This is a genomic window from Gordonia sp. IEGM753, from assembly GCF_050321825.1.
Lineage (GTDB): Bacteria > Pseudomonadota > Gammaproteobacteria > Pseudomonadales > Pseudomonadaceae > Aquipseudomonas.
Genome location: NZ_JBNQGB010000005.1, coordinates 55,797 through 71,592, shown reverse-complemented (window position 1 = coordinate 71,592; position 15,796 = coordinate 55,797). Strand labels below are relative to the sequence as shown.

Sequence of the window (15,796 nt, the reverse complement as noted above, 5' to 3'; positions counted from 1 at the left end):
ACAAAACCTCAAACCGTAAAAAATTGAATTATCAAATCCCGCTTTTAACCGTGCTCCACACGCGGGTCATGGCGCGCATGTCTTTGGCGTCCTGGGTCTTCTGCGGGAACAGACGCTCACGGGTGTCCTGATCCGGGTAAATCGCCGGGTTGTTACGCACCTCGGCCGGCAGTAACGGGGTCGCCGCTGCGTTGCTGTTGGCGTAATGAATGAAATCCGTGACATCCGCCATCACTTGGGGCTGCATCAAGTAATCAAGAAACTTATGAGCATTGGCAACGTGAGGCGCATCGGCCGGGATGTACATGTTGTCAAACCAGATCAGCGAGCCTTCCTTGGGAATGAAATAGGCAAGGTTGATTTTCAACTTGGCCTCTTCGGCACGCGCCATGGCGGTCGCGTAGTCGCCAGACCAGGTCATGGCCATGCAGACATCACCATTGGGCAGGCTGGTCAGGTAGTTGACCGAGTCGAACTTGCGGATGTATGGCCGCACCGACAACAGCAACTCTTGCGCGGCTTTCAGGTCCGCCGGCGCGGCACTGCGTGGATCGCGTCCCAGGTACTTCAGGGCCAGTGGAATGACTTCAGTGGGCGCATCAACCAAGGTGACGCCGCAGTCGGCAAAGCGCGAAACAATTTTTGGGTCGAAGATCATCGCCAGCGAACCAATCGGCGCGTCAGGCATTCGTTCCTTGATCTTGTCTACGTTGTAGGTAATGCCGTTACTGCCCCAGGTATAGGGCGCCGAATACACCATGCCAGGGTCGAACCCCTGCATGTCCTGCAAGACTTTCGGGTCCAGATTGGCCCAGCCTGGCAGCAACTTCTTATCCAGCGGTTGAAATACTTTGGCCTTGATCATGGGGGGAACAAGGGAAGCGTTCAAAACAACGAGGTCGTAACCGGAGTGGCCAGTCAGCAACTTCGCCTGAACCGTCTCATAGGCATCGAAGGTGTCGTAAATAACGTTGATGCCGGTAGCTTTCTGGAAGTCCGAGATGGTTTTTTCGCCGATGTAATCCGCCCAGTTATACAGCCGCAGCGTATTGGCATCATTCACATCGCCAGCATGGACGCTGACCGACAAAGGGACGAGGAATACACTGCACATCAACTTGAATGCCTTGCGCATAGCAAAATCACCTTCTCAAGCGAAGCCGGTTCTGGATGACCGGTTGATTCCACTATTCAGCGAATTGGCAATCGGCACCATACCCCGAATGGGTGTGTGCATTGATATGGCAAAAAACAGCAGCCGGTTTGACCCGTTTTGGCATAGATCCAACGCACGCCGCGCGCTTAGAGTGGCCCACGCACAAAAAAAAACCGAGAGCCTGCAATGACTGACCTGATCAAACAAGAACAACGCGAGGGCGTACTGACGTTGACCCTTGATCGTCCCGACAAGCTCAACGCCCTTAACAATCTGATGTACACGCAACTGGCCGACCTGTTGTTGGCGGCCGATGCTGACGACCACACCCAGGTGATCATCCTCACCGGCGGCCCGACGTGTTTTACCGCGGGTAACGATTTAGCGGACTTTCTGCAATACCCACCGACCCATCTGGACGCCCCGGCATTTCACTTGATGAAAGTGGTAACACACCTGCAAAAGCCGTTGATCGCCGCCGTTTGTGGCGCCGCCATCGGCATAGGCACGACGCTGCTACTGCATTGCGATCAGGTGTTGGTGACCCGTAATGCCAAACTGCGCGTGCCGTTTGTGAACCTCGGCTTATGCCCGGAATTCGGGGCAAGCTTGCTGCTACCTCGCCTGCTGGGCCATGCCCGCGCGGCACGTTTGCTGCTGATGGGCGACGGACTCGACGGTGCTAAAGCCGTTGAATGGGGATTGGCCAACGAACTGTTCGAAGACGGGGAACAGTGCCTGGCGGCAGCGCAGCGCATCGCCCAACGCCTGCTAGCTTTACCGCAACAAGCACTGCGTCAGACTCGACAGTTGCTAAAACAACCCTTGATGGCGGAGCTGCAAACAACGATTCGCCAGGAAAACCTGTTGTTTATCGAACGGCTGAACAGCGCCGAAGCGCAGACGGCATTGAAAGCGATGGTTAATCGCAGCAGTGATAAAAACACCGCCCCAGCAAAGCCGTCATGACCCTCCCGGAAAATGCTTAGCCAACGCTCGGGGGACTGTGCACCAAGATCAAAAACACACACGCATTCCCCTGTGGCAGCGAGACTGCTCGCGGCAGCGTTGATCTTGGATGCCCTACGCACACACCTGCCCCTCCAATCGTCGCCCGACGACATCCAGCAAATCGCAACCATCGCGCAGTGAAGTCACCAACACCCGCGCCAACTCACTGTGCACTCCCTCGCCAAACGCAAGACTCTCCAGCAGTTGCGTTGCCGTGCGAATAAGGTAAGCCGCCGCTTCGTGCAGTACCTCCAGCGGTGCCTCAGTGTCGATCAGCAATGATGAAACGCTGCAGTCGATGCCGGTAACAGGTATGTATCGATCCATGATCAAAATCTCCATTGGTAATAACGCGCAGCTATTTAACGTGGGCAGGTGGGGGGAACGTCAGAAGCACCTCGAGGCGGATCCAGGTTTTCCAACGCTCGATTGACCAGCAGCTCACCCAGCGCAGACAACTGCTGAATCGCCAAAATCAAATGACGGCGCGGGCCTTCCAGTTCGCGGGCAAGATCGGTGGCCATGACACTGAGAGTGGCAAGGGTTTCAGAGGCTTGACATAGCATTGACGGGGTATCGATATCCGCGACGACGGCGAAAAAATGACTGGGTGATTCTTCCCGTGCATGAGTGCGCAGCGGCACGCTGACGAACTGTTCGGTGACGTCGGAGCGCGTGGAGCGGACTGAGGAGAGACTTGAGGATTCAGGTGTGGCTGGGACGACCTTTTTCATGGAGAAGCTACTTTTAAGGTTAAAAAGCAAATCCCACACTGTCAATCGGGACTAGTTGGCCACTGTACGCATGTTATTGAAGAGGAAAAATCATTAATGAAATATTAAATATTCCTAATCAAACAAGTGAACACATGTACAAAATAATGATTATTAGTAGGGAGTACTTCCCGACTTCCGTAAGAAAATTCGCAATCCCCCAAGGCATTTACTTACGAAACATCATCTGACATATGCCTACCCTATCAGGAGTGGATTCTTGTCCATAATTCAGGCCGCTGAACGCCCTTAAAATCAACATCAGCACGAATATTTTTTATGGGGTGATTTTTCGCTTCAAAATGGCGACATTTGAAATGCACAAAAAAGAAAAAACAGAAAAGCTTAAAAACAACATTCGATACTTAATTAAAAGCCGGGGAGAAACTCAGCTATCTCTATGCAACTCTATTGGATTAACCAGAACTACTATATACAACATCCTTGAAGGAAAAGTCGTAAACGTTCAACAATCCACCCTTCGGAAAATTTCAGATTTTTTTGGAGTTTCCTATATTGAAATAGAGAGCGTGGATTTTGAGGAGAAAGAATTAATAAACAGCAGCATATCTTTGCAAGGAAACATGAATCCAGCAGCGGTCCCTATAATCAAAGAGAGCTTGCTAATTTCAAGTCTAGACAAAAGAATTGGCGAGTTAGCCACGCTTCATCCGCTTACTTACTATTTCGGCATCGCATGTAACTTGATAGGTGTACTTCTTGAACATCAAATCAGTGACACTACTGAATCTGGGACCTTGTTAATAATAAAAAAAGGCGCCTCAAACAAAAATACAGAAAGACTAATGTACAACCTAAAAACAAAGAGGCTTTTTATAACCAGTGACGATCTCCTTGATTCGGAAATCATCTATACCGTGGGGGAGGTTATAGAGGAAAGGTTTAATGGGTAGCAATCGCATAGATGACAACAGCAAGTACAAACTCCTAGGATTTGAGAACAGCAAAGAACTTGCAATAATCATGATTATTTCCACGGGAAAAATTATAAAAATAAATCTAGGAAAACTTATAAAAAGCGAAATACTAGACAACCTGAGCAAACCAGAAATAAAAGACGTATACAGGAAATTTTATTCTCGTGGCACCGCGCCAACAGCATACGAAATTACCGATCGAAATGAAAAATCCTGGACCGTATACGTCATACTTACGCTACTTCTTTTCACACTTTATATTTTCGCAAATATAGGAGCAGCGAAGCTTATTTACCTCGATAGACTTGACGTTATCGTCACACCTGGACTCTTCCTCTACCCTTTGACATTTTTAATCGTCGACTTACTGAATGAATTTTACGGTCTAAAACTTGCGAAAAAATCTATCTTGCTTGTATTTTTATGTAACACCTTCATCGTAATCTTGCTGAGCGCATCAGCTTATTTGCCAGGGCTTCCTGGTTGGAAACTTGACACCCACTACAATGAGGTTATTGGTCATATTTCCTCGATTTTAGTAGCATCCTCCATATCCTTCTTAATTTCAGAACACATAAACTCCTATCTTCTCTGTAAAATAAAAGAACTAACAAACTCTAGATTCTTGCTATTGCGTGTATTCCTCAGCACTTTCTTCGCTGTAATAATAGACAGCTTCATTTTTTGCTTAATTGCTTTTTATGGAACTATGGAAACTACTGACATTCTCAGGATAGTCTATGTCCAGATAGCCATAAAAATGTGCTTTGCCGTTTTCAATATTTTGCCAGCCTACGGAGCGAGATCACTTTTTAAAAGATACATATCGGGCCCACCATCAGCGTCCTAAACAAGCGCACTGGAGCGATTCGGCTTGGTGATTTATATCGATCTCAGATCATTCCCAAGCACGCACCCGTCGAAGATTAACCCCGGCTCATGTGTATGTGAGCCCGCTCGCGATAGCGGTTTGTCCATTGGCATATGCATGGCCTGTTACACCGCTATCGCGAGCAGGCTCGCCCCCACAGGTTGGGCAGTGAGGCTGTTCGGCAGTCACTCCATGGGCATCCACTGGCTCAAGGCGAGCACCTGACGACCGGCCGCAAAAATCAATTGCCTCAAAATATTACATACGTCATATTATGGTCGTAATAACACATTGCTTTAAACAGGTGTTTCGCCATGACCAGCATGTCCAGCCTCGAACCAGACCTCGCAAGCGAAGTGACAACGCCCAAGCCTGCTGTGCTCAAACGCTTGCTGTTGCTGACGCTGGGCATTGCAGCATTGGTGTTTGCGGGTCTGTATGCCGCCCATTGGTGGACGGTCGGGCGTTTTATCGAGGCCACCGACGATGCTTACATCGGCGGCGATGTCACGGTCATCGGGCCGAAAGTCGCGGGTTACATCGAAGAAGTGTTGGTGACCGACAACCAGAAAGTGAAGGCCGGCGATGTGCTGATCCGCCTCGATTCTCGCGACTATCGCGCCAATCTGGCCAAGGCTGAAGGCGCTGTCGCTGCCGAAGTGGCGCTGCTTGCTAACCTCGACGCGACCGAACAATTGCAGCAGGCAGTGATCGGTCAGGCGCGTGCCGGGATCGACGCCACCGGCGCTGAAACCGCCCGCTCGCGCGACGACAATGTGCGCTACAAAAAACTGGTCGGTAGCAATGCTGTATCGGTTGAAAGTGCCCAACGTGCCGACGCTACTTTCAAGACTGCGCAAGCGTTAGGGGCAAGGGCCCAGGCTGAATTGCTGGCCGCGCAACGTCAACTGAATGTCATCGAAACGCAAAAACAACAAGCTCGCGCGGCCCTGATGCAGGCCCGCGCCGAACGGGATCTGGCGCAGTTGAACGTCGGCTACACCGAACTCAAAGCCCCGGTGGATGGTGTGGTTGGCAATCGACGCGCCCGGGTCGGCGCTTATGCGCAGGCCGGGTCGCAGTTGTTGTCGGTGGTGCCGTCCAGCGGTTTGTGGGTCGATGCCAACTTCAAGGAAGATCAACTGGCGCGCATGATCCCGGGCCAACGCGTAATCATTCACGCCGACGTGCTGTCGGGGCGTGAATTCCACGGTCATCTGGACAGTCTCGCACCGGCTAGCGGCGCGCAGTTCAGCGTGTTGCCGCCGGAGAACGCCACCGGCAACTTCACCAAGATTGTGCAACGGGTTCCGGTGCGCATCCTGCTCGACCCGGCCGATGGCGTGCTCGGGCATTTACGCCCGGGGCTCTCGGTAACGGCTGAAGTAGACACGCGCAAGGAGCCTGACACCACCGCCGTGGCCAGCGCGCCATGAACCGCGCCCTTGCCGTTCCCGCGCAACCGTTCAATGCCGCCGACATGGCGACGGCGACCAAAGTCTTCGCGTTCGCCAGCATGTGCATCGGCATGTTCATAGCGCTGCTGGATGTCCAGATCGTCTCTGCTTCGCTGCGAGACATCGGCGGTGGGCTCTCGGCGGGAACGGATGAAACAGCGTGGGTGCAGACCAGTTACCTGATCGCCGAAATTATTGTGATCCCGTTGTCGGGCTGGTTGTCCCGGGTGTTTTCGACCCGCTGGTTGTTTTGCGCGTCTGCCGTCGGTTTTACCTTGGCCAGCCTGCTCTGCGGTGCAGCCTGGAGCATCCAGAGCATGATTGCGTTTCGCGCATTGCAGGGTTTTTTGGGCGGCTCGATGATCCCGCTGGTGTTCACCACGGCGTTCTTTTTCTTTACCGGCAAACAACGGGTAATCGCTGCGGCAACCATTGGCGCGGTGGCGTCTCTGGCGCCGACGTTGGGGCCGGTGATCGGCGGTTGGATCACGGATGTTTCCTCATGGCACTGGTTGTTCTATATCAACCTGGTGCCGGGGATTTTTGTCGCCGTGGCAGTGCCGATGCTGGTGAAAATCGATCAGCCAGAACTCTCGCTGCTCAAGGGCGCCGATTACCTGAGCATGGTGTTCATGGCACTGTTTCTCGGCTGCCTGGAATACACCCTCGAGGAGGGCCCGCGCTGGAATTGGTTCAGTGACCACACCATCCTGACCACCGCATGGATCAGCGGCCTCGCTGGCCTGGCCTTCATCGGTAGAACCCTGCACGTGGCCAATCCGATTGTCGATTTGCGGGCTCTCAAGGATCGAAACTTTGCCCTGGGTTGCTTCTTTTCGTTTGTAACCGGCATTGGCCTGTTCGCCACTATTTACCTGACACCACTGTTTCTTGGCCGGGTTCGCGGCTACGGGGCGCTGGACATTGGCCTGGCGGTTTTTTCCACCGGCGTGTTCCAGATCATGGCAATTCCGCTGTACGCCTTTCTCGCCAATCGCATGGACCTGCGCTGGATCATGATGACGGGCCTGGGGTTGTTCGCCCTGTCGATGTGGGATTTCAGCCCGATTACCCATGACTGGGGCGCCAAGGAGTTGATGCTGCCGCAAGCCTTGCGTGGGATCGCCCAGCAATTGGCGGTGCCACCGGCGGTGACGTTGACCCTTGGAGGCCTGGCACCGTCGCGATTGAAACACGCCTCGGGGTTATTCAATTTGATGCGCAATTTGGGGGGCGCCATCGGCATCGCAGCGTGCGCGACCATTCTCAATCACCGCACCAACCTGCATTTCACACGGTTGGCGGAGAACCTCAACAGTACCAATGAGGCGCTGAACCAATGGCTGTCGCAGGTGGGCAACAACTTTGCCGCCCTCGGCCAAAGCGGCGACGTCGGTGTCACCGCCAGCCTGCATCAGTTATGGCTACTGACTTACCGCGAGGCCCAGACACAAACCTACGGCGACGCGTTTCTGATGATCATGCTCTGCTTTATCGTCGCGACGCTGATGGTGCCCTTGATGCGCAAGGTGCAACCACCGGCCGCGCCGTCAGCGGACGCGCATTGATCAGGCTTCAGGCATCTTGCGAAAGCCGATCGCCAAGCGGTTCCAGGCATTGATGGTGGTGATCGCGACGCTCAGGTCCACCATTTCCTTGGGGCTGAAATGGGCGGTGGCCAGGTCGTAATCGGCATCTTCGGCATGCGTCTGGCTGACCAGCGTCAGGGATTCGGTCCAGGCCAGCGCGGCGCGTTCACGGTCGGTGAAAAACGGTGTTTCGCGCCAGGCCGACAGCGTCGCCAGACGACGCTCGTCTTCACCGCCCTTGCGAGCATCGGCGCTGTGCATATCAAGGCAGAACGCGCAGCCGTTGATTTGCGAGGTGCGCAGCTTGACCAATTCGATCAGGTTCTTTTCCAACGGCAGTTTAGAAACGGCGGTCTCCAGGGCGATCATGGCTTTAAGGGCTTCAGGCGATGCAGTGTAGAAATCAATACGAGGTTTCATGGCGGGTTCCAATCTCAAGTGGGAGTGGCATTAAGTTAAGCCCGCGCAGCGTTGTGACAAATAGCCAATATTGCAGAAGTCCGGTAGGCCATTCACCGGACACTAGGTTCGACTGCGCAACCACTGCAAAAAGCCTTTTTTCTCGATGGCCTTCGGCTCTTCCTGGGTTAAGGCCTGGGCCTTGTGGAGGCGGAAATCGAGCAAGGCTTTCATTGCTTCGCCAATGTCGTGCCGGGCATCCAGGCAAGGTTTGAGGTAGTCCTTCTCGATTCGATACACGCTGCAGAACGTCTTCGCGCTGAAGTCCGCTGGCACGGAGGTATCCGACAAAATACCGCCCTCGCCAATCACCTCGCCCGGGCCCATTCGACCGGACTCGAACTTGACCCCACCCCGGCTCAGCGCCACCGACACCACCCCCGATTCGATGATCAACAGATGATCGCTGACCTCCCCCGCTGGCAGGATCATTTCCCCGGCACGGAAGGTTTGCAGGGTCATGTGCTGGCTGAAGGTTTCTTTCTCTTCCTGACGCAGCGTCGAGAAGATCGTCGAGCCATCCAGCAATGCCCGTGGGCGCGACAGGCCGGCGGACACGTTGGGTTCGACACTCGATAGTTGGCTGACACCCGCGGCCTGCAAGTGCCTGTAGGCCAGGTCGAACAACAGATTGCGCACCATGCGCTTCTGATCCATCGACACCACAAACCCGCTGATCTCGTACTCCACGCCCGCGGCACTGGATGCCTTGAGTGCCACGCAGGGCGCCGGTTTATTCAATAAATAACGGCACCCTTGCATCGCCCGCTCCAGTGCATCGATGACCGTTTGCGGACGCGCGTGCGGGCTGAGTTGCAGGCTGATCGAGACACCAAAAATATCGCTTGGCCGGCTGAAGTTGATGATTTTGGCTTTGGCTGCCAGCGAGTTGGGAATCACCGCCATGCTGCCTTGGGCGGTTTGCATGCGGGTGGCGCGCCAGTCGATGTCAGTGACCCGACCTTCAGTGCCGTCGATGGAGATCCAGTCATCGAGTTGATAAGGCTTGGTGGTGTTCAGCACGATCCCGGAAAACACATCGCTGAGGGTACTTTGCAACGCCAGACCGACAATGATCGCCAGCGCGCCGGACGTCGCCAGAACCCCTTTCACCGGAAGATCCAGCACGTACGCCAACGCCGCGATGATCGCGATCAGGAAAATCACTGCGCCCAGCAAATCCTGCAGCAGCCTTCCGGTATGCCCGACGCGCTGCATCATCACCGCGCCGATCAGTACCGTCAGGGTGCGCGCGCCGAACAGCCACCAGCCAATCTGCAAACCGGTCGCGGCCAGGTGCAACGGCACATTGTCCGCCCACGGTGCCACTTCCAACGGATTGAGGCCCTCGTTGAACAGCAGGACGCTGAACAGCGAGAAAATCACCAGCCTCACCACCAGTTTCCACTGGCTGCCGTTTACGCTGATCAGACGCCACAATCCCAGATCGATCAGGATCAGGACCAATGCGCAGATCAATGGGTGAGCGGTGAGCAATGAAAGCATCAAGCAACTCCAGCAAAGGATCTATGGCGCGAAATCTTACGCCTGCGCCACAGTGTAGGAGTTATTGATGGCTCCAGAACAATGCAAAATAGTGGCAGTGAAGTGACCTGCCACTCACATCAGTGACTCATGCGACCAAACTGGCCCGAATGGAAATCGGCGAAAGCCTGGTGGATTTCCTGCTCGCTGTTCATCACAAACGGACCGTGGCCGACAATGGGCTCATCGATGGGTTCGCCGCTGAGCAGCAACACCACCGCGTCGCTGTTGGCTTGCAGCGTCAACTGATCGCCGTCGCGTTCAAACAACGCCAACTCACCTTCGCGCGCCAGCTCTACGCCATTGATTTGCACCGCGCCGCGCAGGACCACCAAAGCAGTGTTGCGACCTTGATGCAAATCAAGGGTCAACAACTTGCCGCCGTTCAGGCGCATGTCCCAAACGTCGATGGGCGTAAAGGTACGCGCCGGCCCGGTGTGACCGTCAAACTCGCCGGCGATCAGGCGCAAGCTCCCGGCGTTGTCCTTGAGCGCAATGCTTGGGATGTCGCCGTCGAGAAGGGTCTGGTAGCCGGCTTCGGCCATTTTGTCCTTGGCCGGCAGGTTGACCCACAGCTGAACCATTTCCATGGTGCCGCCACGCTTGGCGAAACCTTCGGAGTGGAACTCCTCATGAATGATCCCGGATGCGGCTGTCATCCATTGCACGTCGCCGGGGCCAATCTTGCCGCCGCTGCCGGTGGAGTCGCGGTGTTCAAGTTCGCCGTTGTAGACGATGGTCACGGTTTCAAAACCACGGTGTGGGTGCTGACCCACGCCACGACGCTCGGTGGTCGGGGTGAATTCGGTGGGTGCAGCGTGATCAAGCAACAAAAAAGGGCTGATGTGTTTGCCCAGGCCATCGTAGGAAAACAACGTACGAACGGGAAAACCATCGCCGACCCAGTGCGGTCTCGGGCTGGTGTAGATGCCAATGATTTTTTTCATTTCGCCTCCAAAAAGGGTGTATGACGCCATGAACTCATCTTAAAACCGAAACCATTACCGCACTAGATGGCAATAATCACCTTTAGCGTTCCACCAGTAGAACGATTACGAACAAAAAAAGGCTGGTGATAATTTTATTTCGAGCATCAAGTGGGACATTCATGACTTTTGGTAAACAGTGCTTTGCCTCACCAGCGGTTTTTCTCACGGATGCAGGCATGGATACTGGTCTTATTCCCACTGCAAAACCCTGGAGTCATAGATGTCTATTCCCGCATTCGGTCTTGGTACTTTTCGCCTGAAAGGCCAAGTGGTCATCGATTCGGTGAGCACTGGCCTGGAGTTGGGCTATCGCGTTATCGATACCGCGCAAATATACGAAAACGAAACCGAAGTCGGCGCGGCCATCGCGGCCAGCGGCATTGCCCGTGACGAGCTATTTATCACCAGCAAGATCTGGATCGCCAATTTCGCCAAGGACAAGTTGATCGACAGCCTTAAACAGAGCCTGCAAAAACTGCAAACCGACTACCTCGACCTGACGCTGATTCATTGGCCATCCCCGGAAAACCAGGTCCCTGTCGAAGAATTCATGGGAGCCCTGCTCGAAGCCAAGAAGCTTGGTTTGACCCGGCAGATTGGTGTCTCCAATTTCACCGTCGACTTGATGAAACAAGCCATTGCCGTGGTCGGCGCCGAAAACATTGCCACCAACCAGATCGAACTGCACCCGTATTTGCAAAACCGCAAGGTTGTCGAATTCGCTCAAAGCCAAGGCATCCACATCACCTCGTACATGACCCTCGCCTATGGCGAAGTTTTGAAAGACCCGCTGATCCAGCAGATTGCCGAACGTTTAAATGCGACACCGGCACAAGTCACGCTGGCCTGGGCCATGCAGTCGGGTCACGCGGTGATTCCTTCGTCGACCAAACGCGCCAACCTGCAAAGCAACCTGCTCGCCTGCGAACGGGTGTTGAGTGACGCGGACATGGCACTTATCGCAAGCCTGGATCGCGGCCAGCGACTGACCAGCCCGAAGAGCATCGCTCCGAACTGGGATTAAGCGTCAGTTTTGCCCAAGGCTCAGGTCGAGGCGCGTCATGGCTTGCTGCAGTTGATCGACCGCTATGTCGATCAACGCTTCACGGCCTTCGCTGCAAGCGCCCTCGAGCCGCTCGCAGCATTCGATCAAGCTGACGGCCCGGACCATCAACGCCCCACCTTTGATGCGATGGGCCAACACCTTGAGGCGAGGTCGATCGCCACTCGCGTGCGCCTGGAGCAGGTGATCGCGATCACTGCGGTTACTCACTACCAGGTCACGCAATAACTCAACGATCAGTTCATGGTCTGCCCCAACGTATTGCTCCAGCCCGCGTAAATCGATTTCGGTGTATGAGGATGGCTCAAGCGCTGAATCGCTCTGGGCGCTAAACCTTGTGTTCAGCCAGCTACTCAAATCCGCCAAGCGGATGGGTTTAAACAAGCAGTCATCCATGCCCGCTTCCAGGCAACGCAGTTTTTCCTCGGGTTGAGCGTTTGCGGTAAATCCGAGGATGAGGGTTGGCGGCAAACCATTTTCCCGTTCCTCATCGCGCACTGCAGCGGCCAATTCATACCCGGTGAGCACAGGCATGTTGCAGTCGGTAATCAACACGTCCACATCAAAGGCGCGCCATTTCTCCAGGCCTTGCAGCCCCTCTTCAGCGAGCAGCACCTGGTGGCCGAGGTAGTTCAACTGCCTGGACAGCAGCATGCGGTTGGCCGGGTAATCGTCGACGACCAACACCGTCAATGAGCGGGCGCAGACCGGCACGGGTGTATCGGCGGATTCGCTGGCGGGAATCGAATTCAGCGTCAGCAGATCAAGCTCTATATCCACGTGCGTGCCCTGGCCCAAAGCACTGTGCAGTTGCAATCGGCCGCCCATCATTTGGCAGAGGGTACGACTGATCACCAGCCCCAACCCGGACCCTTGGCGACTGGATTGGGCGCTATTCCCCGCTTGCACGAACGGACTGAACAATCGCTGCTGATCGACCTCGGCGATGCCAATTCCACTGTCCTTGATTCGCACATTGACAGTCATGTGCTCCGGCAAACCCTGTGTAACCCTCAACGTCAGGCTGACTTCGCCCTCGCGGGTAAACTTGATGGCATTGCTCAGCAGGTTGGACAAAATCTGCTTGAAGCGGGTTGGGTCGATCATCACATCACGGTCACTTTGCGGGTCGAGTTCGACGTGCCATCGCAGGTTCTTTTGCCGTGCCAATCCTTCGAAAACCCGGCACACCGATGCTGTCAGCGAATGCACATTGGCGCGCTGCGGCGCCAGCGATAAATGGCCGGACTCGATACGCGCGATGTCCAGGATGTCACCGATCAACGCCAACAATTGCTGCGCGGCGTCCGAAGCCACTTCGATCGCCGAGCGATCGACAATTCCCTGTTCAGAGCGTTTCAGAGCGAGCTCCAGCATGCCAAACATGGCGTTCATCGGCGTGCGTATTTCGTGGCTCATGGTCGCCAGAAACGTGGTCTTGGCGCGGTTGGCATCGTCGGCGGCATCCTTGGCCTCCTGCAAAAGCTTGAGCAACTGCTGGCGCTGCCGAATCTGCCGACGCTGCCAGCCAATCCAGGCTACCGAGATCAACAACAGGATGCCGGCCGCAATAAACCCCTGAAGAATGCCCAGTCGATGACGCAACCAATAACTCTGTTCCAGCACCTCGTCGTTGCGCCAATACAGCGTCAACTCATCGAGTTCTTCAGGTGAAATGCTCAGCAGCGTCTTATCCAGTATCGAATACAGTTCAGGTGCTTCGCGGCTCGTGGCCAGTGTGCTGCGAGCGGGATCGGTACCCACGGTACTGGTGATTTGCAGACGATCGCGGTACTGACGGGAAATCAAGTAGCGGGCCCCAATCAGCGAATTAATGCTGCCATCGGCCTTGCCCTGGGCCACCATTTCCATAGCCTCGGCCGTCAGTGGAGCGTTGACCAATTCGATCTTCGGGAAATGTTCACGCGTAAACTCACCGGCACTGTTGCCTTGAGTGATAGCCAGTTTTTTTCCGGCCATGTCATCCAGGGTTTGCGGGCTACCCGGCAAGATGCGGGTTACCAGTACATTGGGGCTGTTCAAAAAAGGTCGGGTGAAACGTAAATCGGCTTCACGTTCGATGCTGGGGCCTACTCCCGCAATCAGATCGACCTGACCGGTCCTGATCCAGTCGATCATCTGCGCCACCGATTTGGCGGATTTTATGTCGAATTGCAGCCCGGTGCGCAGGGTGATTTTGCCCAGTACATCGGCACTGATACCGCGAAATACGCCATCGCTATCAATGAACGAAATGGGCATCAGGTTCATATTGACCGCCACCTTCAAACGCGGGTGCAGATCCAGCCAACGTTGCTCGGCCTCGCTGAAGTGCAGGGGGTCATTGCCGGCGATAGCAACCCCGCTGGCCCCCCAACGACGCAGTATGTTCAGCCGTTCATTGGCAGGTACAGCGGCGAGCGCGCTATTGACAAGGCGTTGCAGTTGCTCGTTGTCACCGGACATCGCGAAGCAGAACCGGCCCGGTTCCATGCGGGAAAATTCCGCCAGGTGAACGTTGTTCAAATAATTTTTGCTGATCAGATAATTGGCACTGATTGCGTCCCCCAGGTAAATATCTGCCTGCCCGAACGCAACAGCACCGACCGCGCCGAGTGTCGAGGGGTAAAGCTTTATATCTGCCTCGGGATAGAACGCCTGCACTTTCTCTTCAGGCAAATAGTGGTAAAGCATCACCAACCGTTGGCGAGCCAGGTCAGGAGCCAGCGCCTGCATTGAATGAGTGCGCGTGACCAGTACTGGCTGGTCGACCGCATAGGCATTGGACATCCGTAAATTCGAGTCCTGAGCCTCGTATCTGTTGGCCGTGCCCAACAGGTCCGCTTCGCCTTTCTTGATCGCCCGTTCCGCGTCTGCTCGCGATGCATAACGTTGAACGTCGATCGGTACATTCAGCAGTTGTGCAAGCAGACCGGCGTAGTCTGCGGTCAGCCCTTCAAGCGCATTGCCTGTCGTGGTGATGTCGAACGGAGCATAGTCCGGGGCAGACACAGCGAGCACCAAACGGCCCTTATGTGCGAGCCAGTCCTTGTCGCTGGCAAGCAGTTGTGCGCTGTAGCCTTCAACGGTTGATCGGCCGAGCAAGGTCAGTGTTTGCGGTTGAGCATAGACGCACGTCATCCATAAACCATTTCCCAGTAACACCAGGACAGCCAGGCAACGTAAACGCCGGAACTTGCTCATTCAGATCAGATGATTGCGCTTGGCGAAATCCCTCAGGTGCACCGCCGATGTCACGTTCAATTTCTCGATCAGACGCGTTTTGTAGGTGCTGATGGTCTTGTGGCTCAGGTGCATGCTTTCAGCGATTGCCTTGTTGCCCATGCCTTGAGCCAAGTGCTGGAAGATCGTCAGCTCACGGTCGGAAAGTTTGTCTATTCGCTCTTTTTCACTGCGTTGCATTGTACTCAACGAGACCGAGGCCGAAGGCAACTGGATGAAATAGGTATAACCGGCCATCACCGCTTGCACGGCTTTGTGCAAATGCTGCAAATGATTGGCCTTGGCGACATATGCTGCAGCACCGGCGCGCAGGCAACGATCCTGGTAAAACATCGGATCCTGACTCGTAAAGACCACTACTCGGCAGCGCAGGTCACTCGCCTGGATCCGGGCAAGCACATCCAATCCATCCAGACCGGGCAATACCAGGTCCAGCACCATCAGGTCGGGCTGATGTTCACGAAGCATCGACAACACCTCACTGCCACTGCGTGCCTCGTAGACGTGTTTGAAACCTTCCTGCCTAAGTACGATTTTGACTGCGGCAAGGACCACCGGATGATCGTCCACAACCAAAACCGAGCGCACAGACCTCATGGCAACTCCCTGTGCAATTACACAACGATGGGCAAGCAATGCCCTAGGGCTAGACCCAGGTTGTACGCAGCTGCCGCGTGCAGACTTTTGCATGAACGGCAGACT

Annotated in this window: 14 protein-coding genes; 6 read left to right on the top strand and 8 right to left on the bottom strand. The window is 54.8% G+C overall.

Annotation, left to right across the window (positions count from 1 at the left end; genetic code table 11):
* Window positions 1-31 precede the first annotated feature (31 nt).
* The gene (locus tag ACQR3R_RS22555; RefSeq protein ID WP_428275498.1) at window positions 32-1,135 is read right to left on the bottom strand and encodes an extracellular solute-binding protein; all 1,104 of its coding nucleotides are present in this window, start codon (window positions 1,133-1,135) and stop codon (window positions 32-34) included.
* A gap of 207 nt (window positions 1,136-1,342) precedes the next feature.
* Between ACQR3R_RS22555 and ACQR3R_RS22550 the strand changes: the two genes are divergently transcribed.
* Window positions 1,343-2,125: an enoyl-CoA hydratase-related protein gene (locus ACQR3R_RS22550; RefSeq protein WP_428275496.1), complete on the top strand. Its 783-nt coding sequence runs from the start codon at window positions 1,343-1,345 to the stop codon at window positions 2,123-2,125.
* A gap of 114 nt (window positions 2,126-2,239) precedes the next feature.
* Here the strand turns inward: ACQR3R_RS22550 and ACQR3R_RS22545 are convergent, their stop codons facing one another.
* A complete protein-coding gene (locus ACQR3R_RS22545) occupies window positions 2,240-2,494 on the bottom strand; it encodes a hypothetical protein (RefSeq protein WP_428275494.1) in 255 nt (84 codons plus the stop codon).
* 35 nt (window positions 2,495-2,529) lie between these two features.
* Window positions 2,530-2,901 carry a DUF6124 family protein gene (locus ACQR3R_RS22540; RefSeq protein WP_428275492.1) on the bottom strand — a complete coding sequence of 124 codons (372 nt, stop codon included), beginning with the start codon at window positions 2,899-2,901 and terminating at the stop codon, window positions 2,530-2,532.
* A 356-nt stretch (window positions 2,902-3,257) separates the two neighbouring features.
* Here ACQR3R_RS22540 and ACQR3R_RS22535 point away from each other — a divergent pair, with 356 nt between their 5' ends.
* The 4 genes from ACQR3R_RS22535 to ACQR3R_RS22520 all read left to right on the top strand — a co-directional run bounded on the left by ACQR3R_RS22535 (window position 3,258) and on the right by ACQR3R_RS22520 (window position 7,774).
* Window positions 3,258-3,854, top strand: coding sequence for a helix-turn-helix domain-containing protein (locus ACQR3R_RS22535; protein WP_428275490.1), 597 nt, complete (start codon window positions 3,258-3,260; stop codon window positions 3,852-3,854).
* Window positions 3,847-4,728, top strand: a complete 882-nt coding sequence (locus ACQR3R_RS22530; RefSeq protein WP_428275488.1) for a queuosine precursor transporter — start codon at window positions 3,847-3,849, stop codon at window positions 4,726-4,728. The genes ACQR3R_RS22535 and ACQR3R_RS22530 overlap by 8 nt, the downstream gene beginning before the upstream one ends.
* A gap of 335 nt (window positions 4,729-5,063) precedes the next feature.
* Window positions 5,064-6,185, top strand: a complete 1,122-nt coding sequence (locus tag ACQR3R_RS22525; protein WP_428275486.1) for an HlyD family secretion protein — start codon at window positions 5,064-5,066, stop codon at window positions 6,183-6,185.
* Window positions 6,182-7,774 carry a DHA2 family efflux MFS transporter permease subunit gene (locus ACQR3R_RS22520; RefSeq protein ID WP_428275484.1) on the top strand — a complete coding sequence of 531 codons (1,593 nt, stop codon included), beginning with the start codon at window positions 6,182-6,184 and terminating at the stop codon, window positions 7,772-7,774. The genes ACQR3R_RS22525 and ACQR3R_RS22520 overlap by 4 nt, the downstream gene beginning before the upstream one ends.
* Here ACQR3R_RS22520 and ACQR3R_RS22515 read toward each other — a convergent pair whose 3' ends face one another.
* The 3 genes from ACQR3R_RS22515 to ACQR3R_RS22505 all read right to left on the bottom strand — a co-directional run bounded on the left by ACQR3R_RS22515 (window position 7,775) and on the right by ACQR3R_RS22505 (window position 10,746).
* Window positions 7,775-8,215, bottom strand: coding sequence for a carboxymuconolactone decarboxylase family protein (locus ACQR3R_RS22515; RefSeq protein WP_428275482.1), 441 nt, complete (start codon window positions 8,213-8,215; stop codon window positions 7,775-7,777). It abuts the gene before it with no gap.
* A 102-nt stretch (window positions 8,216-8,317) separates the two neighbouring features.
* Window positions 8,318-9,760, bottom strand: a complete 1,443-nt coding sequence (locus ACQR3R_RS22510) for a mechanosensitive ion channel domain-containing protein (RefSeq protein WP_428275480.1) — start codon at window positions 9,758-9,760, stop codon at window positions 8,318-8,320.
* Window positions 9,761-9,879: 119 nt separating this feature from the next.
* Entirely contained in the window at window positions 9,880-10,746 is an 867-nt protein-coding gene (locus ACQR3R_RS22505; RefSeq protein WP_428275478.1) for a pirin family protein, read from the bottom strand.
* A 262-nt stretch (window positions 10,747-11,008) separates the two neighbouring features.
* Between ACQR3R_RS22505 and dkgB the strand changes: the two genes are divergently transcribed.
* On the top strand, window positions 11,009-11,812 hold the full coding sequence (gene dkgB, locus ACQR3R_RS22500; protein WP_428275476.1) for a 2,5-didehydrogluconate reductase DkgB: 804 nt from the start codon (window positions 11,009-11,011) through the stop codon (window positions 11,810-11,812).
* A 3-nt stretch (window positions 11,813-11,815) separates the two neighbouring features.
* Here dkgB and ACQR3R_RS22495 read toward each other — a convergent pair whose 3' ends face one another.
* Window positions 11,816-14,992, bottom strand: a complete 3,177-nt coding sequence (locus tag ACQR3R_RS22495; RefSeq protein ID WP_428275474.1) for a transporter substrate-binding domain-containing protein — start codon at window positions 14,990-14,992, stop codon at window positions 11,816-11,818.
* Between the two features lie 63 nt (window positions 14,993-15,055).
* The gene (locus tag ACQR3R_RS22490; RefSeq protein WP_428275472.1) at window positions 15,056-15,691 is read right to left on the bottom strand and encodes a response regulator; all 636 of its coding nucleotides are present in this window, start codon (window positions 15,689-15,691) and stop codon (window positions 15,056-15,058) included.
* Between the last annotated feature and the right edge of the window lie 105 nt (window positions 15,692-15,796).